At 56.6% G+C, this 19,847-nt stretch carries 21 protein-coding genes; 12 read left to right on the forward strand and 9 right to left on the reverse strand.

Annotated elements, in window-relative coordinates:
• The first annotated feature begins 79 nt into the window (after positions 1 to 79).
• Entirely contained in the window at positions 80 to 694 is a 615-nt protein-coding gene (locus tag AB7E06_RS18050; RefSeq protein ID WP_346548986.1) for a nucleotidyltransferase family protein, read from the forward strand.
• Here AB7E06_RS18050 and AB7E06_RS18055 read toward each other — a convergent pair.
• Complete coding sequence (locus AB7E06_RS18055) at positions 691 to 1,431, reverse strand: flagellar brake protein (RefSeq protein ID WP_094197606.1); 741 nt, start codon at positions 1,429 to 1,431, stop codon at positions 691 to 693. The genes AB7E06_RS18050 and AB7E06_RS18055 overlap by 4 nt on opposite strands.
• A 110-nt stretch (positions 1,432 to 1,541) precedes the next feature.
• Positions 1,542 to 2,462: a delta(1)-pyrroline-2-carboxylate reductase family protein gene (locus AB7E06_RS18060; protein ID WP_264672010.1), complete on the reverse strand. Its 921-nt coding sequence runs from the start codon at positions 2,460 to 2,462 to the stop codon at positions 1,542 to 1,544.
• A 212-nt stretch (positions 2,463 to 2,674) separates the two neighbouring features.
• Here AB7E06_RS18060 and AB7E06_RS18065 point away from each other — a divergent pair, with 212 nt between their 5' ends.
• On the forward strand, positions 2,675 to 3,091 hold the full coding sequence (locus tag AB7E06_RS18065; RefSeq protein WP_427957954.1) for a YidB family protein: 417 nt from the start codon (positions 2,675 to 2,677) through the stop codon (positions 3,089 to 3,091).
• A gap of 149 nt (positions 3,092 to 3,240) precedes the next feature.
• On the opposite strand, the gene AB7E06_RS18070 is transcribed toward AB7E06_RS18065, so the two are convergent.
• Complete coding sequence (locus AB7E06_RS18070) at positions 3,241 to 4,521, reverse strand: bifunctional O-acetylhomoserine aminocarboxypropyltransferase/cysteine synthase (protein WP_094197603.1); 1,281 nt, start codon at positions 4,519 to 4,521, stop codon at positions 3,241 to 3,243.
• A 273-nt stretch (positions 4,522 to 4,794) separates the two neighbouring features.
• Here AB7E06_RS18070 and AB7E06_RS18075 point away from each other — a divergent pair, with 273 nt between their 5' ends.
• Both AB7E06_RS18075 and AB7E06_RS18080 read left to right on the forward strand, forming a co-directional pair.
• Positions 4,795 to 7,509 (forward strand): AsmA family protein, encoded by a 2,715-nt coding sequence (locus tag AB7E06_RS18075; RefSeq protein ID WP_427957956.1) that lies wholly within the window; start codon positions 4,795 to 4,797, stop codon positions 7,507 to 7,509.
• Entirely contained in the window at positions 7,506 to 7,898 is a 393-nt protein-coding gene (locus AB7E06_RS18080; RefSeq protein WP_159063950.1) for an MOSC N-terminal beta barrel domain-containing protein, read from the forward strand. The genes AB7E06_RS18075 and AB7E06_RS18080 overlap by 4 nt, the downstream gene beginning before the upstream one ends.
• 65 nt (positions 7,899 to 7,963) lie before the next feature.
• Here AB7E06_RS18080 and AB7E06_RS18085 read toward each other — a convergent pair whose 3' ends face one another.
• The 3 genes from AB7E06_RS18085 to rsmD all read right to left on the reverse strand — a co-directional run bounded on the left by AB7E06_RS18085 (position 7,964) and on the right by rsmD (position 9,463).
• Positions 7,964 to 8,221 (reverse strand): YfhL family 4Fe-4S dicluster ferredoxin, encoded by a 258-nt coding sequence (locus AB7E06_RS18085; protein WP_009454772.1) that lies wholly within the window; start codon positions 8,219 to 8,221, stop codon positions 7,964 to 7,966.
• 85 nt (positions 8,222 to 8,306) lie between these two features.
• A complete protein-coding gene (coaD, locus tag AB7E06_RS18090) occupies positions 8,307 to 8,813 on the reverse strand; it encodes a pantetheine-phosphate adenylyltransferase (RefSeq protein WP_094197600.1) in 507 nt (168 codons plus the stop codon).
• A 20-nt stretch (positions 8,814 to 8,833) separates the two neighbouring features.
• On the reverse strand, positions 8,834 to 9,463 hold the full coding sequence (gene rsmD, locus AB7E06_RS18095) for a 16S rRNA (guanine(966)-N(2))-methyltransferase RsmD (protein WP_094197599.1): 630 nt from the start codon (positions 9,461 to 9,463) through the stop codon (positions 8,834 to 8,836).
• Positions 9,464 to 9,665: 202 nt separating this feature from the next.
• Here rsmD and ftsY point away from each other — a divergent pair, with 202 nt between their 5' ends.
• Entirely contained in the window at positions 9,666 to 10,994 is a 1,329-nt protein-coding gene (ftsY, locus tag AB7E06_RS18100; protein WP_319802204.1) for a signal recognition particle-docking protein FtsY, read from the forward strand.
• Between the two features lie 136 nt (positions 10,995 to 11,130).
• Here the strand turns inward: ftsY and AB7E06_RS18105 are convergent, their stop codons facing one another.
• Both AB7E06_RS18105 and AB7E06_RS18110 read right to left on the reverse strand, forming a co-directional pair.
• Entirely contained in the window at positions 11,131 to 12,660 is a 1,530-nt protein-coding gene (locus AB7E06_RS18105; RefSeq protein ID WP_321277934.1) for a CYTH and CHAD domain-containing protein, read from the reverse strand.
• A gap of 107 nt (positions 12,661 to 12,767) precedes the next feature.
• Complete coding sequence (locus AB7E06_RS18110; protein WP_094197596.1) at positions 12,768 to 13,607, reverse strand: IclR family transcriptional regulator; 840 nt, start codon at positions 13,605 to 13,607, stop codon at positions 12,768 to 12,770.
• A gap of 115 nt (positions 13,608 to 13,722) precedes the next feature.
• On the opposite strand from AB7E06_RS18110, the gene ribBA reads away from it, so the two are divergent.
• The 6 genes from ribBA to AB7E06_RS18140 are packed head-to-tail and all read left to right on the forward strand — an operon-like array spanning position 13,723 to position 17,901.
• Complete coding sequence (gene ribBA, locus AB7E06_RS18115; RefSeq protein WP_094197595.1) at positions 13,723 to 14,889, forward strand: bifunctional 3,4-dihydroxy-2-butanone-4-phosphate synthase/GTP cyclohydrolase II; 1,167 nt, start codon at positions 13,723 to 13,725, stop codon at positions 14,887 to 14,889.
• Between the two features lie 14 nt (positions 14,890 to 14,903).
• Positions 14,904 to 15,422 carry a 6,7-dimethyl-8-ribityllumazine synthase gene (ribH, locus tag AB7E06_RS18120; RefSeq protein ID WP_094197594.1) on the forward strand — a complete coding sequence of 173 codons (519 nt, stop codon included), beginning with the start codon at positions 14,904 to 14,906 and terminating at the stop codon, positions 15,420 to 15,422.
• Entirely contained in the window at positions 15,376 to 15,891 is a 516-nt protein-coding gene (gene nusB, locus AB7E06_RS18125; RefSeq protein ID WP_042488795.1) for a transcription antitermination factor NusB, read from the forward strand. The genes ribH and nusB overlap by 47 nt, the downstream gene beginning before the upstream one ends.
• 13 nt (positions 15,892 to 15,904) lie before the next feature.
• On the forward strand, positions 15,905 to 16,867 hold the full coding sequence (gene thiL / locus AB7E06_RS18130) for a thiamine-phosphate kinase (RefSeq protein ID WP_108728632.1): 963 nt from the start codon (positions 15,905 to 15,907) through the stop codon (positions 16,865 to 16,867).
• Between the two features lie 9 nt (positions 16,868 to 16,876).
• A complete protein-coding gene (locus AB7E06_RS18135; protein ID WP_094197592.1) occupies positions 16,877 to 17,398 on the forward strand; it encodes a phosphatidylglycerophosphatase A family protein in 522 nt (173 codons plus the stop codon).
• Positions 17,395 to 17,901, forward strand: coding sequence for a CinA family protein (locus tag AB7E06_RS18140; RefSeq protein WP_094197591.1), 507 nt, complete (start codon positions 17,395 to 17,397; stop codon positions 17,899 to 17,901). The genes AB7E06_RS18135 and AB7E06_RS18140 overlap by 4 nt, the downstream gene beginning before the upstream one ends.
• Before the next feature lie 2 nt (positions 17,902 to 17,903).
• On the opposite strand, the gene AB7E06_RS18145 is transcribed toward AB7E06_RS18140, so the two are convergent.
• Positions 17,904 to 18,704 carry an IclR family transcriptional regulator domain-containing protein gene (locus tag AB7E06_RS18145; protein WP_094197590.1) on the reverse strand — a complete coding sequence of 267 codons (801 nt, stop codon included), beginning with the start codon at positions 18,702 to 18,704 and terminating at the stop codon, positions 17,904 to 17,906.
• Positions 18,705 to 18,853: 149 nt separating this feature from the next.
• On the opposite strand from AB7E06_RS18145, the gene AB7E06_RS18150 reads away from it, so the two are divergent.
• A complete protein-coding gene (locus AB7E06_RS18150; protein ID WP_094197589.1) occupies positions 18,854 to 19,840 on the forward strand; it encodes a Bug family tripartite tricarboxylate transporter substrate binding protein in 987 nt (328 codons plus the stop codon).
• Positions 19,841 to 19,847: the final 7 nt, after the last annotated feature.

The raw sequence follows: 19,847 nt of genomic DNA on the forward strand, positions 1-19,847 counted from the left end.
CAGGCTTCTTTCTATTAGTCTAGTGAACGACGCAATACGCATTGTCGACGAGACATTACCTAGTTCAAAAGGAGCCAGGATGGCAGGGCAGCAGCATGTATCCGGGGTGACGGGCATTATTCTGGCGGCGGGCCTGGGGCAGCGCTTCGACCCTTCGGGTCAGCAGTTGAAGTTATTGGCCAAGATGGACGATGGCAGAACGATGGTGCGCCGTGTCTGTGAGACGGCCTTGTCTGTGCTCGATGAGGTGCTGATTGTTTGTGATGTGCATGAGCGGATTTTGCGTCAGGAGTTGGGCGACTTGCCGATCAGTTTCGTTCAGGCGCCTGCTGCCATCCGCGGTATGGGAGTCAGCCTGAAAGCCGGGATACAGGCTTGCAGTCCCCAATATGGTTATGTCGTTTTACTGGCCGATATGCCTTGGTTGCGGCCAAGCTCTGTGGCGGCAGTCGCTCAGGCGGTGCAGGATGGGGCCGGGATCGTGCGTCCCGTTTTCAATGGGCAGACGGGCAATCCCGTCGGCTTTGGTCTGGCGTGGCGTCAACCGCTTCTGGCGCTTTCAGACGAGCAAGGCGCGCGGGCCTTGTTACAGGCCAATAAGGATCAGACCTTGTGGGTGCCTTTAGTGGATGAGGGCATCTTGCGCGATGTGGACACCCCCGGTGATTTGGAGATGTCCCGGACGTCGAATTAACCGTGACCGCGCTGTTTGGCGATCTGTTGGCGTTCCAGGCGGCTGATGTAGTGCTGAATGGCCATCTGCGTGGAGGCTGATAGATCAATAAACGTACAGCCCAAACGGTGAATTTGTTTACCGTTCGCTAGTTGCTGTGTCTCGGTACGCGCCACTTGTAGAGCCACGACAAAAGAACCGGCCTGCGGCAGCTCCAGCAGGGACTCGGTTTTATGCGCACCAATCACCTCTGCCAGGCTTTGCGATTCGTCCACCAAGGACAAGCCGCCGCCACTGATATCGTGCAGCAGAAAACTCTTGGCTTCGTTATTCAAGCGCAAGATCACCATAGCCGGTTCGCTGACAGGCACGGTGACGCGGAAGAATTCGCGTCGTTGTAAGCGGCGGATGGATTCGGGAATTGGGATCGCCAGGGCCGGCTGCCCTTCGTAGGACACGACCTCTGGTGTAGGCCCTTGAAATGTCACCTTGATCTTGTCTATCGAGGTCTCGAAACTGGTGTGTTCGGACTGCAACAGATTGCGGGTTTTTTCTTCTTTGTTGGCGGTGTCGATCACCACCACATTGTTGTCCAGATCAATATCTAAAATGGTGGTCACAATCCGGTCATTGCCCCGATTGGCCTCCATGTGCAAGAGAAGGCCCCCTTTTTCGATGGCCCGTAAAACACGCAGAATTTCAAACTTGGACTGGATCTGATACGGATCGTCTTCGATAGGAGGCAACTGAGAGGTCATGAGGGGCGCAGGAAAAAAAGTCGGTCAATAACTGTAAGGGATTGTACGCGCCAGATTAACACTCTGGGCTTGTTTGGAGTATGGCAGCAATTGATTAGCGTCCTAAGTATTTAAACTGGGTTTACATGCTGCAAAGCACAGCGTGCTGCTGCTAAATCCCAGGCTGCAGAGCCTACGGATTTGAAGAATAAAGGTTTATCTCTGGGTGCTGGCGTGCGCAGCACTTGATGAATGCTGTGGACCTGGTCCCAGGCTACGTTGGCCTGAATCAGGTCGCCGGCTTCTTGGCGCGCTGCGCAGACATCATCCGCGTAGAGGTGGCTGGCTAGCAGGGTATGGGGCTCGAACTCGGCCATATCAGCCTGGAATGCTCCTACGCCAATCAACAGGCGGTCCAGGCGGGCAGGCTCGTGATAGACCGGTGTCAAGCTGGATGTCAGGGTAATCAGGACATCCGTTTTTTCAGGAATGGCCGCAGCAGCCTGAACCCGATCTCCAAACTGATTTTGCAAGGATGTGGCCACCGCTTGGGCACGGCCAATATTGCGGCCTGTCAGGGTGACGCGGGCCTGAGGGTACAGCGTCATGATGGCATCGCAGTGTGCCTGGGCTTGCTGCCCGTATCCCAGTAAGGTGATGTGTTCGGGGCCATGAGGCCACAGTGCCTGAATCCCCAACATGGATACGGCGGCAGTACGACGTTTGGACAAGGTGGGGGCATCCAGGACCAGCAAGGGTAAGCCATGTTGAGCGTCGTAGACGCTAACCAGGCCCTGGATGCTGCCAAGACCTTGTTGCTGATTGTCCAGCATCACATTAACCAGTTTGTGCACACCGATATCGTGAGAGACCGCAGGCATGGACAGCATTTTTCCTGCCGTTGGGTAGCTCAGAACTTGCCGGGTGGGGGCGACGATAGTGCCAGCGGCATATTGGGCCATGGCTTTGCCTAACTGGGCGACCAGCTCCGGATAAGGCAGAGCGCGGGCAGTCTCTTCAGGGGACAGGACGGTATAGCAAGCGTGTGTCATTCCAGAATCTCCAGGGAGTCGATCTGTGTGGCGTGCCGAACTATCAATCCAGTGTAGCGTAGGCCCAGCCCAGAGCAATAGGGCTTTGGCGTCCGTGACCTATTGACCCACCTTGACAATTAAGCTGCCCCGTCTGACGGTTTGTCACGGCATAATGAGAACCGATATCAGCACCCGCTGACGCGCGGTGCCATGCATTGGGGAGAAAAATAATGAGTTTGCTTAATTCTGTTGTGTCGGCCTTGTCGGCTACGGATTCCAAATCCAAAGAGCAGGGCGCCTTGTTGCCTGCGCTGATTCAGGTGATCAGCACGTATCCAGGTGGTTTGAGCGGCCTGATTGAACGCTTTCGCGTGGGTGGTTTTGGCGAGGTGGTCTCGTCCTGGATTTCGCAGGGCAGCAATCAGGAAATTGGCCAGCAGGACTTGCTGAGCGTGATGGGTCAACCAGCGATCAAGCAATTGGAAGATTTGTCGGGTCTGAACCAGCAAAGCGTGCTGGAGAACCTGAAGATCATGTTGCCGTCCTTGATCAATCAAGCCAGCCCGAATGGTCAGTTTGATCCGTCCCACATTACCGATGCCAGCAGCTTGCTGGGCGGTTTGGCACAGCTATTTCGCAAGTCCTGATGAGCTTGCGCCAGTAACACGGCCAGCCTGATGGCTGTGTCGAGAAAATATCAAAAAGCCTGGAGTCGGTGCTATGCCGATTCCAGGCTTTTTTAGCTTGATGCGGACAAACCTGCACAGCTATTGCGGCCTGTACAGGATTTCTGGTTTTAGCCGCGTGCCGCTGCTTCCAGGGCTTGTTCCAAGTCAGCCAGAATGTCGTCGATATGTTCCAGGCCCACGGATAGGCGAACCATGTCCTCGCTTACGCCTACCGCCGCCAGTTCTTCGGCGTTCAGTTGACGGTGTGTGGTGCTGGCAGGGTGGCAAGCCAGGGATTTGGCATCGCCAATATTGACCAGGCGCAGCACCAGATTCAGTGCGTCGATAAAGCGGGTACCCGCTTCAATACCGCCTTTGATACCAAAGGACAGAATCGCTGCAGGTTTGCCGCCCATGTAGCGCTTGGCCAGTTCGTGGTCAGGATGGTCAGCCAGACCTGCGTACTTGACCCAAGATACCTGTGGGTGGGCGTTCAGATACTCGGCCACTTTCAAGGCGTTTTCGGTGTGGCGTTCCATGCGCAAAGGCAAGGTTTCGATGCCTTGCAGGATCTGGAAGGCGCTCAAGGGAGCCAGGGCAGCGCCGGTATTGCGCAGCGGAGCCACGCGGCAGCGGCCAATGAAGGCGGCCGGGCCGAAGGCTTCGGTGTAAACCACGCCGTGGTAGGACGGATCAGGTGTGTTCAGGATGGCAAAGCGCTCTTTGTGCTCGGCCCAAGGGAACTTGCCGGAGTCCACAACCATGCCAGCGATGGTCGTGCCATGACCGCCCATGTATTTGGTCAGTGAGTGCACCACGATGTCGGCACCGTGTTCGATAGGGCGGCACAGGGCAGGGGAGGCAACGGTATTGTCGACAATCAGGGGGACGCCATGACGGTGGGCGGCATCGGCCAGCGCACGGATATCAATGATGTTGCCAGCCGGGTTGCCGATGGTTTCGCAAAATACAGCGCGGGTGCGGTCGTCAATCAGGGCTTCCAGCGCGTCGATGTCGTTGGGCTGGGCAAATTTGACGGTAATGCCTTGGCGCGGGAAGGAATGTGCGAACAGGTTGTAGGTGCCGCCGTACAACTTACTGACAGACACAATGTTGTCGCCAGCCTCTGCAATCGTTTGGATAGCATACGTGATGGCCGCCATGCCAGAGGCGACAGCCAATCCCGCAATCCCGCCTTCCAGTGCTGCGACACGCTCTTCGAGCACAGCATTGGTGGGGTTCATGATGCGGGTGTAAATATTGCCGGGTACCTTCAGGTCAAACAGATCCGCGCCGTGTTGCGTATTGTCGAAAGCGTAGGAAGTGGTCTGATAAATCGGAACAGCAACAGCTTTTGTGGTCGGATCTGGCTGATAGCCAGCATGAATGGCAAGCGTCTCTAGTTTCATGATTGGTTCTGGAATTGATGATCAAGTGGCTTATATAGGATAGAGCAAGCATAACCCCTGTATGTCGTGAAATGTATCTAAGGCTGCCGACATTAATAATATGTCTTTATTTCCTTCGGTAATAATGGCGTATTACTGACAACCGACTCTGCTTTTTAGAATACGGGTGGATATTTCTTATTTTCGTTACTTACCAATCGCCCGACATGGGTTAGCATTTCGTATCCGGGCAGATGGCGTGTTGCATCCTGCCCCGAGGTCCTAGAGGCTTACATGAAAGTATGGTTTAAGCGGGGCTTATTCAGCCTCGTCGTTTTAGCTATTGTCACGGTGGTAGGCGGGGCGATTTTCCTGCTGACATTCAATCCCAATTCGTACAAACAGAAGCTGGCTGATATCGTCCAGCAAAAGTATCAACGTACGCTCAAGATTGACGGTGATATCGAACTTTCTTTATTTCCCCGCATCGGCCTGTCCGTGCAGGGGCTGTCCCTGTCTGACCGTAATTCGGAAGATCCCTTCGCTTCTTTGGAAAGCGCCCGCTTTGCCGTGGCGCTTTGGCCGTTGATCAATAACCGTCTGGTGGTCGATCATGTCGCTGTTACGGGCTTTAAAGCCTGGATTGTGCGCGATGAAGAAGGCAAGTTGAATTTTGATGACCTGCTGCAGGCACCACCCGCTGGTCCACCACTGCCGGTGGCTCGTTCTGGCGTGTCTTTGCTGCCCGCTGCCCAAGCGGCCGAGGCTCCACAGGAAAACCCCGTTGAGCCCGCACCAGAATCCTTGCCGGTTCCTGAGTTGATTGCCAAGCGTTCCGGTAGCGAGACGGATTTCCAGATTGATATTGCGGGTCTGAGCCTGAAGGGGGGCGAGATCCATTACTTCAGCAAACGCAGCAATGTGATTGGCCGTTTGCTACAGCTGGAAGTGAATACGGGCCGCATGACCTTTGGTCAGCCTTTTGATGTGGCGTTCAAAAGCCGCCTGTCGGGTGACTATCCCCTGGCAGACGGTGTGCTGGAGGGGCAGGGGCAACTGAGTCTGGACCCCGCTTCCAAATCCTATGGCGCCCAGAAACTGAATGTGAGCTTTGTCGGTGATCTGGACGAGTTGCAGGCGCAAAGTCTGACCGTTAAGGGTAATGTGGCTTACAAGTCCGCCCAGCGTCAGTTCAGCGCCACCAATCTGGATACACAATTGCAAGGTCAGTGGCGGGGCGCTTATCCAGTCAGCGATCTGAGCGCTTCGCTGAGCACGCCCAAGATGCAGATCGACAGCGTCAGCGATCTGGTGTCGTTCGAAAAGCTGGCTTTGCGTGTTCGTGGCAAGAATGAAGATCAGGACCTGGATCTGGCCTTGGATGTGCCTCGCATCCAGGTATCGCCTGCCCAAGCGGAAGGATCGCCTGTCGTTGCCAGCCTGAAAGTCAGCGGCCCCCGAGTTTTGGGGCTGGGCTTGACCTTGCAGGGTTTGTCCGGCAACAGCCAGGAATTGATCTTTGAGCAGGCCAAGCTGGATGGAGCGATCAAACAGGGCAGCCGTGTCGCTCAGTTCAAGGCAAGCTCCCCCTTGCAGTGGCAACCCTCAAATGAATGGCTGCGTCTGCCGGAGATTCAAGCCAATATTCGCGTTGAAGACCAAGCCGATGCAGGTAGCCGTTTTGAAATGCCTATCACCGGTCAAGCTGACCTGAACAAAGGCAAGCAGGAATACAGTGCGCAGTTAAGCAGCAGCACCGAGCAGGCTCAAGGCAGTCTTGATGTGACTTTGCACGATAAGGGCAAGGGTCCCTTGCTGGATGCGATCCTGAAAGCTGACAAGCTGGATTTGGATGAACTGCGCTCGATTTTCTGGGCGGCGGCCCCTGAAGTGGTACCCACAACAGAGCCGGAACCCCAGGCGCAGGCACCTGAAGCGGCCACCGAGCAGGCGCCAGCTAAAGAGGGCGGTGAACAGGCCGAGCAGCCCAAGGCCGAAGAGGCAGATGCCGCAGCACCAGCAGAGCAAGAACCCGACGCGGCTTTGTCCTACCCATGGCTGGACAAGGTTACTTTTGATCTGCGTTTTGAAATCGAAAAACTGCGCAGCCTGGGTGTGGTGATGGATCAGGTCAAGGCCCAGATCAAGAACCAGGGCCAGGTGGTCAGTTTGTCCCAGTTCACTGCACAGGCTTATGAAGGCCAGTTCCAGGCCAAGGCCAAGGTTGAGCCAGGCAAGCGTTTTGAGCTGGGTCTGAAGCTGCAACAAATGCAGGTTGGATCGCTCTTGCTGGATGCTTTCGGCAATGATTATTTGGCAGGCAAGGGCAATGTGAGCCTGGACCTGAAGGCTCAAGGCACCACGCAGCAAGAACGTCTGAATGCGCTGGAAGGCGGCCTGACTGTCGATTTGCAGGATGGCAGTTGGCGCAGCGTAGACCTGGACCAAAGTGTGCGTGATATTAATGAGGCCGTACGCAATGCTTTTAGCGGCCAGATTCCTTTGTTGCTGCCCGAGTCTGACCCCTTGCGTCGCACGGTGTTGAACCGTCTGCAAGGCAATTTGGATATCAAGAAAGGGCAAGCCACTTTCCGCAATTTCCGCGCAACCACGCCAATATTGACGGTGACCACGGCCAAAGGTGCCAAGCTGGATTTGGTGTCCCAGCAAGCGGATGTAACCTTGCAGGTGCGTTTGAACCGTAACAACCTGGATGCCGAAGAGCGCAAGTCTTTCCAGGATCTGCGCAATGTGCTGATCCCTATCCATATTTCTGGACCTTGGGCAGCGTTGTCCTACCAGATTCAGTGGAAGGACATTGCCAGCAACTCCATCAAGAAAGCGCTGCAGGACGGTTTGCTGGATTTGTTGAGCCAGCAAGTCTCGGAGGCCAAGGCAGAGTCCAGGCCCGATGTGAAATCCGAGGTGGAACAGATCATCAAGAAAGAGCTGCAAGACAAGGTGCCGCAAACCGTCGGCGAAGCCATGAAACAATGGTTCAAGCCATGAGTGCGAGGGACGTGGTGAGTTTGCCCCAAGAGACGGTTTGCCTGTTGCAAGGCGGTCCGGCTCTAAGTGGCAGCAAGGCACTGGCCTGCAAGGGGCGCTGGGTATTGGGGGATGATCAGGGGCGGGTTCTGGCTGCTGATGCGTTGCCCGCTTTGGCAGGGTTAAGCGTAGAGCTGCGTTTTGGTCAACTGGTGCTGCGCGCTCCCGGTATGCTGCGTCTGGAAATTGAAGTGGACGTCATCGAGGACGATCCGGATTCTTTTTCCCTGTGGCAGGAAAATGGCCAGCCCGTGCAATTGGTGGATGAAGGGGATTTGCCTGCACATTGGTTCAGCCGCTATACAGGCCAGCCCTTGCGGTTGCTAAAGCGTTTGCCGCAAACTGACTAAGCCCCCCTTGCGCTGTGACCCTACATATCACAAGCCCTGCCATGAGCAGGGCTTGTTTTTTCTGTTTATGTCGTGGGTTCGGACTGTAGCCGGTGATAGCGAGCCAGCAGGGTTTCCTGGCTTTCCTGGTGTTGGGGGTGAACTTCGATGCACTCGACCGGACACACCACCACACACTGTGGCTCGTCAAAGTGGCCAACGCATTCCGTACACAGGTTGGGATTGATCTCGTAGATCTCCTCACCCATGTAAATAGCCAGATTGGGGCACTGCGGCTCACAAACGTCGCAGTTAATGCATTCTTCAGTAATGTGCAGTGCCATCGCGCAGTGTCCTGATAAACGTGGTCCTTGGATTTGACCAGTCGGTCACCTTACAGTGTAGTACGGACCGCTGCACAGGGCGAGTTCAGGTCGCTGAAACCGCTTGTTGCTTGCGCTCCTGGGCTTTGGTTTGTAGCCAGCGCTCCACAGACGGGAACACAAATTTGCCCACATCGCCGCCCAAAATGGCAATTTCGCGCACGATGGTGCCAGAGATGAACTGGTACTGGTCCGAGGGGGTCATGAACATGGTCTCGACTTCGGGCAGTAAGTGACGGTTCATGCCCGCCATTTGAAATTCGTATTCAAAGTCGGACACGGCGCGCAGGCCACGTACGATAACGCGACCATTTTGTTCGCGCACAAAGTCCTTGAGCAGGCCGGAAAAGCTTTTCACTTCCACGTTCGGGTAGTGGCTGAGCACTTCGGAGGCGATCTCAACACGCTCTTCAACGGTGAAGAAAGGGCGCTTGTTCTGGCTGGAGGCCACACCGACCACGACGTGATCGAAAAGGTTGGCGGCTCGCCGGACAAGGTCTTCATGGCCTCGGGTCAGGGGGTCGAAGGTGCCGGGGTAAACAGCTGTGATCATGGTGCATCCGCGTAAGGGGTTCAAGTTGGCAGGTCGGCGTCCGGGGAGAGCGGTGCAGGCGTCCCGGAAAATTCGGCATTATTGACTGTTTTTTGCATCGCAGCAAATCGCAACAAATGATAATGTACCTGCCCTGCCTTATCCTGTCGTAGTATCCCGTATTGATCCGGGGCTTGTATAGGGGTTTCGGATTCAATGTAAACCAGCGCGTCCGGTGCCAGCACATTGGGCAGCAAGGGCCAGATACGGTCCATCCAGTCTTGCGCAAAGGGTGGGTCTATAAAGACCAGGTCGTAGCGCATCTGGCTGCGCTCCAGAATATGAAGGGCGTCGCCAGCATGGATGCGCACGTGCTCTGCCTTGAGTTTGGTACGCAGGCTGCGCAAATTGGTCACTGCGGGCCCGTGGCGTTCCACCATTTGTACAAAGGCGACACCGCGTGAGGCCGCTTCAAAACCTAACGCTCCGCTACCGGCAAACAGGTCCAGCACGTTCTTGTCACTGAATTGACCACCCCAGAAGTGGTTAAGCCAGTTAAACAGTGTTTCGCGTACACGGTCCGGTGTGGGCCGCAGACCGGGTGCATCGACGACTGAAATCGGTGTGCGACGGTAATCACCACCTACAATACGGACAGCATGTTTTCTCATTAGCGCTTTGATCGGATAATGTGGTCATTCAACAGAATTTTCTAGTGTAAATCGTATGTTCAGTTTTTTTAAAAGAAAGAAGGCCAAGCCAGAGCCACAAGTCACTCAAACGGAGCTGACCGAGCCGCTTTCTCCTGCGCAGCCTGAGGCTGACGCATCCCCTGCAGTATCGCAGGAGCAAACTACGCCGATTCAAACGCCGGTGGCCCCGCCTGCTGTGGTGTTGGATAGTCAGGCTGAACATCGCGCTGCGTCCGAGTCTACGCCCACGCAGCCAGCGGTGCCACAACCGGCCCCGGCCAGTGTCCCGATGCCCGAGCCTGCGCGTGTCTATGAGCCGGACGGTCAGCCCGTACCCGAACCCGTTCGTACCCCTGAGCCGGAAGTGCCGCCGGTTCCAGAGCCAAGCCGTGCTCCGGAACCCGAAGTTGTGCCGGTGCCTGAGCCCGAGGTGCAACCGATTCCTGAGCCAGAGCCGCAGCCAGAACCTGAGGTGCAGCCGATTCCTGAACCGGTGCCGCCGCCAGAGCCAGAGATTGTTCCTGTTCCTGCCCCACAGCCCGAGCCAGTACCTGCTCCTGCCCCAGAGCCAGAGGCCGCTGCTCCGGTGGTGAAAACCTCCTGGATGTCTCGCCTGAAACAGGGCTTGTCGCGTACAGGTCAAAGCCTGAGCAGCCTGTTTGTTGGTGCCAAGGTTGATGAATCGCTGTTCGAGGAACTGGAAGACGCCTTGCTGATGGCGGACGCGGGAGTCGAGGCGACCGAGAAACTGATTACCGCTTTGCGCGCCCGTGTTCGCAAGGAAAAAGTCAGTGATGCGGCCCAGGTCAAACAGATCCTGTGCGATATTCTGACTGATCACTTGAAGCCCTTGGAGAAATCCTTTCCTTTGGAGTCGAGCAAGCCGCTGGTTGTCATGATTGCCGGGGTGAACGGTGCAGGTAAGACCACGTCTATCGGCAAGTTGGCGCACACCTTCCAGGAACAGGGCGCAAAAGTCCTGTTGGCTGCTGGTGATACTTTCCGGGCTGCCGCTCGTGAACAACTGATTGAGTGGGGAACCCGCAATAATGTCAGCGTTATTGCCCAAGACGGTGGTGACCCGGCTGCAGTGGCTTTTGATGCAGTACATGCAGGCCGCGCCCGTGATATGGGGGTGGTCATGGTGGATACCGCCGGTCGCTTGCCGACCCAACTGCACCTGATGGAAGAGCTCAAGAAGATCAAGCGTGTCATCGGCAAGGCTGATGGTCAGGCTCCCCATGAGATTTTGTTGGTTGTAGATGGCAACACTGGCCAGAATGCCATTTCCCAGATTCGCGCATTTGATGCCGCGTTGGGTTTGACGGGTTTGGTTGTGACCAAGCTGGACGGTACGGCCAAAGGCGGGACGCTGGCTGCCGTTGCCGCCTGTGCGCAAGGCGTACGTCCTATTCCGGTCTACTGGATTGGCGTGGGCGAGGGCATGCAGGATCTGCAGGCGTTTGTGGCCCGTGAATTTGCGTCGGCCTTGTTGGGCATGAACGCTTAAGCCAAGTTTGGTTGCACAGAAAAACCGGCGATGTCTCTAAAGGCATCGCCGGTTTTTTATGGTTGGACTGTCCAAGGGGACAAGTGCCACCTGGTGGGCCCCAAAGGCTCAGGGGGCTGTTTAGTGGCCTGGGGGTTTAGCGTCGTAGCAGTTCAATTTGTGGTTGATGCTGATCCAAGGCATTGAGCGCATGCTGGGCATGGGCGGCACGTCCTTGGCGGGCATGGGTCAGCCAGTCTCGTGCGAACTGGGCTTGCTCGGGGTTGGCCGCATGTTGGGCATACCAGTCCAGGGCCACGTCCACGTCGGTCACTGCACCAATCAAGGCCTGACATTCGCGTAGCACTTTGTGCAGCCCCTGTTTGTCGGCTGCGCTGGGCAAGAACTCCAGGCAGTAGCGCAGGCTCTTGATCCGGTTGCGCAAACGATGTTGCTTGTCCTGACTGATCTGCGCAAAGCGCTGGCTGCGTAGTTGAATCGTTTGAAACCAGCGGCTGATACGCGCTTCCACCAGATGTTCGGGCTGGGCCACACCATTGAGTTCCAGCGTGGGGCCACAGATCAGGCTTTGCAGATTACTCAATAGCAAGGATTGGAACTCGGCAGCGCTGGCCAATTGCACAGGGTCATGCTCCAGGTGGGCCGGAATGGGTTCGGGAGCCGGGCCAGGCATGCCTGCTTGCAGCAGCAAGGGGGTAATTTCCAGGTGCACCAGGTCGTGGTCACGCGCCTGGCCAAACAAGCCGAAATAATGCGTCAGACGGGTATTGGCGTAGCCTTCGCTGGCCGACAGCCACATTTTGAACAACTTGCGGCAGGAGCGCAGGCGGCGCAGGCCCACGCGCATCAAGGCCAGATAGTCGGCCTGGCGGGAGGAGTCTGGGCGTATGCCATCCACACCCGCCAGCAAAGCAGCATTGCGAATGACCTGCTCCAGGCTCATGGTGGCGCTCAGGCTGTAGAACTGTTCCAGCTCTTCGGTGTCGACAAAATGCGGCTTGGGTAAATCGTAGGCTTTGCGCGTCAAGGCGGCAGCAACCTGCTCGGGTGACAGGTCCAGGCTTTCGGATTTGGCCCGCCGGCGATCCACTAGGCTGGCCAGTGCATCGCCGCGCTCGGACTTGCTGCGCATCTCCAGAATCAGGCCATGCTTGTACAGCCAGCGCTGGCCGACTTCAAACATGGTCAGGCTCTCGCCGCGAATCAGCTCAATTTCCAGCTCGTTGACCTGTAGTGTCAAGCCATTGGATTCGATGTGGCCTACGTCATAGGCCAGCTCCAGCTCCGACTGTCCCTGCTTGATCAGGGCCAGTTCGCGCTGGATTCGGGTTTGATAGCGGGCTTGAATCTGATTCGCGTAGCGGGACAGTGCTGTATGGGCAGGCGTGTCCTGATACAGGCTCAGATCCAGCTTCGGGCCTGGGCGGGGGTGATTGAGTTCAATGCGGGACAGGGTGTCAGGACCGGGCAGCTTGACGGTTTGAACCCATTGCTCGCCTTCCTTGCGCAGTCGCAGGGCGATACTTGAGCGCGCCAAATCGCGTTCGGGCGTGTCAAAGTAAATGGCATTTAAGGTAATGCTTCCCGTGCGTACCGCGTCAAAGGCGGTCAATAAACCGGGACGGGCACTCTCGGGTACAAAAAATTTCAGTTCTTGTTCTAGCACAGCATCGCACTCGAGAAATCGCCCACAACAGGTGGGCGGATAAAACAATTATTTTGCATGTAAACCCGCCAAACTTGAAGTAGCGACACCCCTATAAGTGTGTGCAGTCATGTCAAGTTTGATAAAGGCGGAGTGCCCAGCGGTTCGCGCCAGCCCAATTGATGCGAAATGCTGTTGGCGCACTGGCGCAATTGGGCCAGGATGGGGCTGTCGATACTGGCATCAAACAGCGTGCTGGGCCCCAGACTGGTCAAGGCCAGCACAATCTGGCCAGAGTGATCGAACACGGGGACGGACAGGGCATCGATACCGGGAAGGGGGTTGCCCAGTGCCTGGGCCACACCTTGCTCGCGGATTTTTTCCAGCATGGCCGCCAGCTCGTTGGGGCTGGGGCGCAGCGGGCTGATGCTGGTGACAACGGCACTGTCGCCCGCTTCGCGCTCAATGTAGTGGCGAGCCACTTCCGGGGGGAGCCAGGCAGCAAAGACGTGGCCGGTCGCCGTATGCAACATGGACATCACCGTGCCGCAGCGCATGTTCACATGGACCGGATAGCTGGCCTCGCTGATATGAACCATGGTGGGGCCGTGTGAGCCCAGCACCGCCAAACCCAATGTATGCCCAATGCGCGAGGCCCAGGCCTGAACCAGGGGCAGGGCAATCTTGACCGGGTTCTGGCTTTGCAGGCTGACCAAACCCATCTGCAAGGCAAAAGGCCCCAGCTCGTACAGCCCGGTCGCCGGAGCCTGCTGTACCAGTCCTACGTTGGTAAAGCTGACCAGATAAGGATGGGCTTTGGCCGAGCTCATTCCCGCTTGCGTGGCCAGATCACGTAGCATCATGGGTTGTCCGCTGTCCACCAGCACTTTCAACAGGCCAAAGCCCGTTTCAATGGATTGGATACGGCGACGTTTTTCGTCCAGCGCAGGCAAAATGGGGTCGGTCATAGGGGTTTGGGGCGGTTTGACACGGTCTTTAAGTGTACCGACTAATGAAGCTGCCCGCCGGGGCCCGGGTGTCGTAAAATGGCCTTAATTATTATCTGTCTGAGCAAAGAGCACGATGAATCAAGAAATTCAGTCCGACGCTGGTCAACTGGGCGCCAGTCCAATCGCTCCCGTTCCAGAGATTGTGGAAGAGCTGCGCGCAGGGCGCATGGTTATTCTGGTTGACGAAGAGGACCGTGAAAACGAAGGCGACCTGGTCATGGCTGCCGAGTTCGTGAATGCTGAAGCGATCAACTTCATGGTGACGCATGGCCGCGGTCTGGTTTGCCTGACCCTGACCGAAGAGCGGTGCCGTCAACTGGATTTGCCTTTGATGGCCACCCGCAACGGCACGCGTTTTGGCACCAACTTCACGGTGTCGATTGAAGCGGCTGAGGGCGTGGAAACCGGTATTTCCGCTGCTGACCGCGCCCGCACCGTGCAAGCGGCTGTGGCCCGGGATGCGCGCCCAATTGATCTGGTGCAGCCCGGTCACATTTTTCCGTTGAAGGCGGCCAAAGGTGGCGTGCTGGTGCGTGCCGGTCATACCGAAGCGGGTTGTGACTTGACGGCGATGGCGGGTTTGACTCCGGCCGCTGTTATCTGCGAAGTGCTCAATCCAGACGGAACCATGGCACGCTTGCCGGATTTGCTGGTGTTTGCTCGCGAGCATGGCATCAAGGTTGGCACTATCGCAGACCTGATTCAGTACCGTAGCGAACACGAGTCCATGATCGAGCGTTTGCACAAAAAGCCCGTAAAAACGCCTTATGGCGAATTTGAGTGCCATGCCTACCGCGACCTGTCTTCCGGTGGTTTGCACCTGGCATTGGTTCACGGTGAAATCAGCCCGGACGTGGAAACTCTGGTCCGTGTGCATGAACCGACTACCGTGCTGGATGTCTTGATCGAGGGCGATGTGGGCCACAGTTGGACCTTGCCAGTGGCTTTGCGTACCGTAGCCACATCCGACAGCGGTGTTGTGTTGTTGATGAATTGTCAGAACTCCGAAGAAGAGAGTTTTGAGCAGATTCAGGCTTGGGGTGCAGACAGTCCGGCCCAGGCGCCACGCGGTCGTCCTAGCCGCAATGATTTGCGCACGTATGGAATTGGTGCACAAATTTTGCGTGACCTCAATGTCGGCAAAGCCCGTTTGATGTCGCGACCACGTAAAATGCCAAGCATGGCCGGGTTTGCATTGACCGTGACGGGTTACCATAGCGAACCAGATTCTCAATCCTAAGCGGAGCTTCCAACATGAATCCTTACATTGTTACCCCTGACCTGAATGGGGAAGGTCTGCACATTGGTATTGTGCGTGCACGTTTCAACGAGTCTATCGGCCTGGCCGAGTTGGAAGCCTGCCTCAAAGAGCTGGAGGCTCTGGGCGTGGACGAGCGCGACGTGACTGTTCTGTCCGTACCTGGCGCGCTGGAATTGGGCATCACCCTGGGCCAGATGGCTGAAACCGGCGAGTTCGATGCTCTGATCGCTCTGGGTGCCGTTATCCGCGGTGATACCTACCACTTTGAAGTGGTCAGCAATGAAAGCGCTTCGGCCATTACTCAGGTCTCCCTGGCAACCGGTATTCCTGTTGCCAACGGTGTACTGACCACCAACACAGATGAACAAGCCGAAGTTCGCGCTGCTGAGAAAGGTCGCGATTGCGCCCGTACAGCGGTCGAGCTGGGCAATCTTATCGCCGTCCTCGAACCCGAGCTGGACGACGATGAGGACGAAGATTACGAGGACGAAGATCTTGACGACGACAAATAAAGTCCCGGCCAGTAAGGCCAACGGACGATCCGCGCGCCGCCGCTCGCGCGAATTTGCCCTGCAGGGCATCTACTCCTGGCTTTTGCGAGGCGCGGATGGCCTGCAGGAAGCCACCTCCATCGACGCCCATATTCGGGGCGACGAGGAGTTTGGCGAAGCCGACGCAGCCTGGTTCAAAACCTTGCTGTTTGGTGTGATGCGCGAAGCTCCTGTGCTGCGCGAACGTTTTTTGCCTTATGTTGATCGTCCTTTGGAAGAACTCTCTCCCATCGAACATGGCATCTTGCTCATTGGCAGTTACGAACTGGTGCATCACGTTGAAGTGCCTTACCGTGTTGCCATTAACGAAGCTGTCGAGCTGGCCAAGTCCTTCGGCGGTACTGATGGCTTCAAATTCGTGAACGGCGTGCTGGACAAGCTGGCCGCCGACGTACGCGCCCCCGAAGTTGCCAAGCAGGCCCGCCGCTAAAACGGGGCGTGCCGTGCTGAACGAGTTCGGTCTTATCCAGCAGTATTTCAATCGTCCCGCTCCCGAAGGCTATTTGGGAGTGGGCGATGATTGCGCCCTTTTTACGCCTACACCCGGCTGGCAACTGGCCAGCAGCGTCGATCTTCTGATCGAAGGGCAACATTTCTTTGCCGATGTGGACCCCTTTTTGTTGGGACACAAGGCGCTGGCCGTGAATCTGTCGGATCTGGGCGCCATGGGGGCCAAACCACGAGCCTGTCTATTGGCCCTGTCCCTGCCCGAAGTCCGGCCTGAATGGCTGCAAGCATTTTCCCAAGGTTTGTTCCAACTGGCCGATCAGGCACATTGCCCCTTGATTGGTGGTGATACCACGCGCAGCAAGCAAGGGGTGGTGATCAGTATTACGGTGCTGGGTGAGGTCCGGGCGGGGCAGGCTTTGCAACGCAGCGCCGCCCAGCCCGGTGATGATATCTGGTTGACGGGGACGCTGGGGGCGGCAGACATTGCCTTGCGGCTTTTGCAAGGACGCCTGGCCACTGACCCCGATCGCCTGGCTGCCAGCCGCCCAGCGTTGGAACAACCTTGGCCGCCGTATCGCCTGGGGCATGCCCTGGCAGGTTTGGCCCATGCCGCCATTGATGTGTCTGATGGCCTGGTCCAGGATCTGGGTCATATCGCCAAAGCCAGTCAATGCGCCGCCCATCTGGATTGGAACGCTTTGCCGTTGGACTCATCCCTGAAGGGCTTGCCTGCTGATTTGCAACGTGAAGCGGTTCTGGTTGGCGGCGACGTTTTTCAGTTGTGTTTCACCGCAGAACCCCTACATCGGGAATCCATCATGGCGCTGGCCCTGCGCGAAGGCGTGCCGCTCAGCCGTATCGGCTCCATGCACGCCGGTAGCGGGGTGTATGTGCGTGATCAACAGGGTTTGCATCCTGCCCCTGCCCAGGGCGGTTTCGATCATTTTGGTGGCTGAGTCTGTGTCATGAGCACATTTCCTGATCCTTCCTTGAATCCGATTCAACGTCCTACCCTGGATTGGGTGGTGAAAAAGCCTTGGCGCTTGATCGCCTTCGGTGGTGGCACTGGCGTGTTGCGCCCAGGGCCGGGTACCTGGGGCACGGTACTGGCCTGGGTCTTGTGGGTCTTGGGTCTGCATGTGCTGACCGACACGCAAATGGCTATTTTCTTGCCAGTCTCCTTTTTCATTGGTTGCTGGGCTTGCCACCGCACAGGCTACGACCTGGGCGTGTCTGATCACAGCGGCATGAACTGGGATGAGATGGTGGCCTTCTGGCTGGTGTTGTGGCTGATTCCGCAGACCTGGCTGGCACAGGGCATCGCATTCGTGTTATTTCGTTTTTTTGATATTCTCAAACCTGCGCCGATTCGCTATTTTGATCGTCGTCTGCATAATGGGTTTGGCGTTATGTGGGATGATCTCCTGGCGGCAGGCTACACCTTGTTGCTGATGGCTGTCTTGGTACGTTTTGGAGTTTTCTCATGAGCGATTACGAGCACGGCAATGCTGCCCTGGCCCTGGGGCAAGCCCTTAAAGATCGCGGCTGGATGGTCGCCTGCGCCGAGTCATGTACCGGTGGCCTGCTGGCTGCTGCCTTGACGGACTTGCCCGGCTCCAGCGCCTGGTTTGAGCGCGGTCTGGTCACGTACAGCAACAAGGCCAAGGTTCAGGAACTGGGTGTGAACCAGGACACCCTGGATCGATTTGGTGCGGTCAGCGAAGAAACCGCCATGGAAATGGCGGCGGGTGCGCTGGAAGCTACCGCAGATGCCGAGTTGGCTATTTCCACGACCGGCATTGCCGGCCCGGACGGAGCAACGCCAGGCAAGCCGGTTGGTCTGGTGTGCTTTGGTTTTGCGCAACGCCGTGGCGATGGCATTGTGACCCGCGCCTCTGCCCGTATCTTTGACGGTGATCGTGCTCAAATTCGTCAGCAGGCTGTGGAATACGCCTTGACCAGTGCGCTGACCATGCTCAATCCGGCCTGATCTTAGGCCGGTAACATCAAACCCAGCTGCCGGGCGCTCGAACGCAGTTCGGGCAGGCAGCGCCGGATCAACTGTTCTTCAGTGTCCTGCCAGTCTTTGATACTGATGCTCATCCCCGCGACAACACGTCCGCTGGCACTGCGCACGGGTACGCCAATTGCCGTCAAACCCAGCTCCAGCTCTTCCTTGATCAAGGAATAATCCTTTTCCTGCACCTGTTTCAATTCGCGCAGCAAAGCCTCGCGAGTATGGGCGGTGTATTGCGTCATGATCTTGAAAGGTGCCAGCTCCAGGTAAGCATTCAGTTTGCTGGATGGCAACTGCGACAGCAGCATCCGCCCGATCGAGGTGCAGTGGGCAGGTAAACGGCTTCCCAAGCCCAGAGACACGGTTAGCACGCGCTGCCGTTGTGCGCGTGCCAGATACAGAATCTCGTCCCCGTCCAGCAAGGCCAGCGCACAGGTTTCACCAACACGATCACTTAAATCGTCCAGTATGGGTTGCGCCAGGCTGACGATGGAGGTCGAGGAAAAATAGGCATGGCCCAACTGCAAAATTGCCGGACGCAGTTTCCAGAACGCGCCTTCCTGCTCTGCATAACCCAGGGCTTGCAAAGTGTAGAGGCAGCGTTGCACCACTGCTCGCGCCAGGCCGGTTTTCAGGGCAATTTCTGCGGCCCGCAATGGCCGCCTTCTATCTGAAAACGCCGTAATCACCTGCAGGCCACGGGCTAGCGACTGCATATAGTCCGGGTCGCCTTTGTAGTTGTCGGCGGGGGGAATTGTCTCTTTGTTGATGGTCATGGCGTGATAGGGGGCAAGATTCAGTTTTGTTCGATTAGCGAACCAAACGGAATTTATAAGAATTATCGATGATAAATTGTAAAAAAAACAAGACTTAGCAATTAAATAATCAAGTTCGATTATCGAACAAAATAAGTTTGGAGAGATTCATGAATAAAGTCCTAGCCCGTAAAGTGGCTCCTTTGCTAACCGGCATGGGTTTGTTGTTTTGTTCTTTGGGAGCGCAGGCCGCGTACCCGGACAAGCCTATTCGTCTGGTTGTGCCCTTTACACCGGGCGGCGTGACGGACGTGATTGCCCGAGGTGTCGCCAAGGAAATGTCCAAAGATCTGGGCCAGACCATCGTTGTGGAGAACAAGCCCGGTGCCAGCGGCATTATTGCGACGGACTTCGTTGCAAAATCTGCCCCCGATGGTTATACCGTCTTGCTGGCCGCTGTTGGTCAGGCCGTCGTGAACAACCACCTCTACAAGAAACTGCCTTACGATCCAGCGCAGGATCTGACGGCTGTTTCCCTGGTGGCCGAAGGACAGAACGTGTTGGTGGTCAATGCTCAGCAAAGCCCCTTTAAGACAGGTGAAGAGCTGATCAACTACGCTCGCTCCAAGCCTGAAGAGCTGACTTACGCCTCCTTTGGTAACGGCTCTTCCTCGCACTTGTCGGCAGCCGCCTTTACCACGATGGCCAATATCGATGTTATCCATGCTCCCTACCGTGGCAGTGCACCTGCCATGACCGATTTGCTGGGTGGCCATATCTCCTTCATGTTCGATAGCATGGGTACGGCGATTACACATATCAAGGCCAATACCGTGCGCCCCTTGGCCGTGTCAGGCCCGGAGCGTTCTTCCTTGTTGCCAGAGGTGCCCACCTTTGCCGAGCTGGGTCTGAATCAGGGCTATAACGTGACGGCCTGGTTTGGTTTCCATGTCAGTAGTGGCACGCCTCCTGAAATCGTCGAGCGCCTGAGCCAGTCCATGAGAACGGTCAGTGAGAACACCGAGTTTGTTGAAGGCTTCCGTCGTCAGGGCGTGGATATCCTTTCCTCCACCCCTGCTGAGTATGCCGAGTTCCTGCGTCAGGAAGACGAAAAGTTGGGCAGCCTGATCAAGCAGGCCAATATCACGCTGGACTAATCGTTTT

It is taken from the genome of Alcaligenes sp., from assembly GCF_050255915.1.
In the GTDB taxonomy this organism is placed as follows: Bacteria; Pseudomonadota; Gammaproteobacteria; order Burkholderiales; family Burkholderiaceae_B; genus Alcaligenes; species Alcaligenes aquatilis.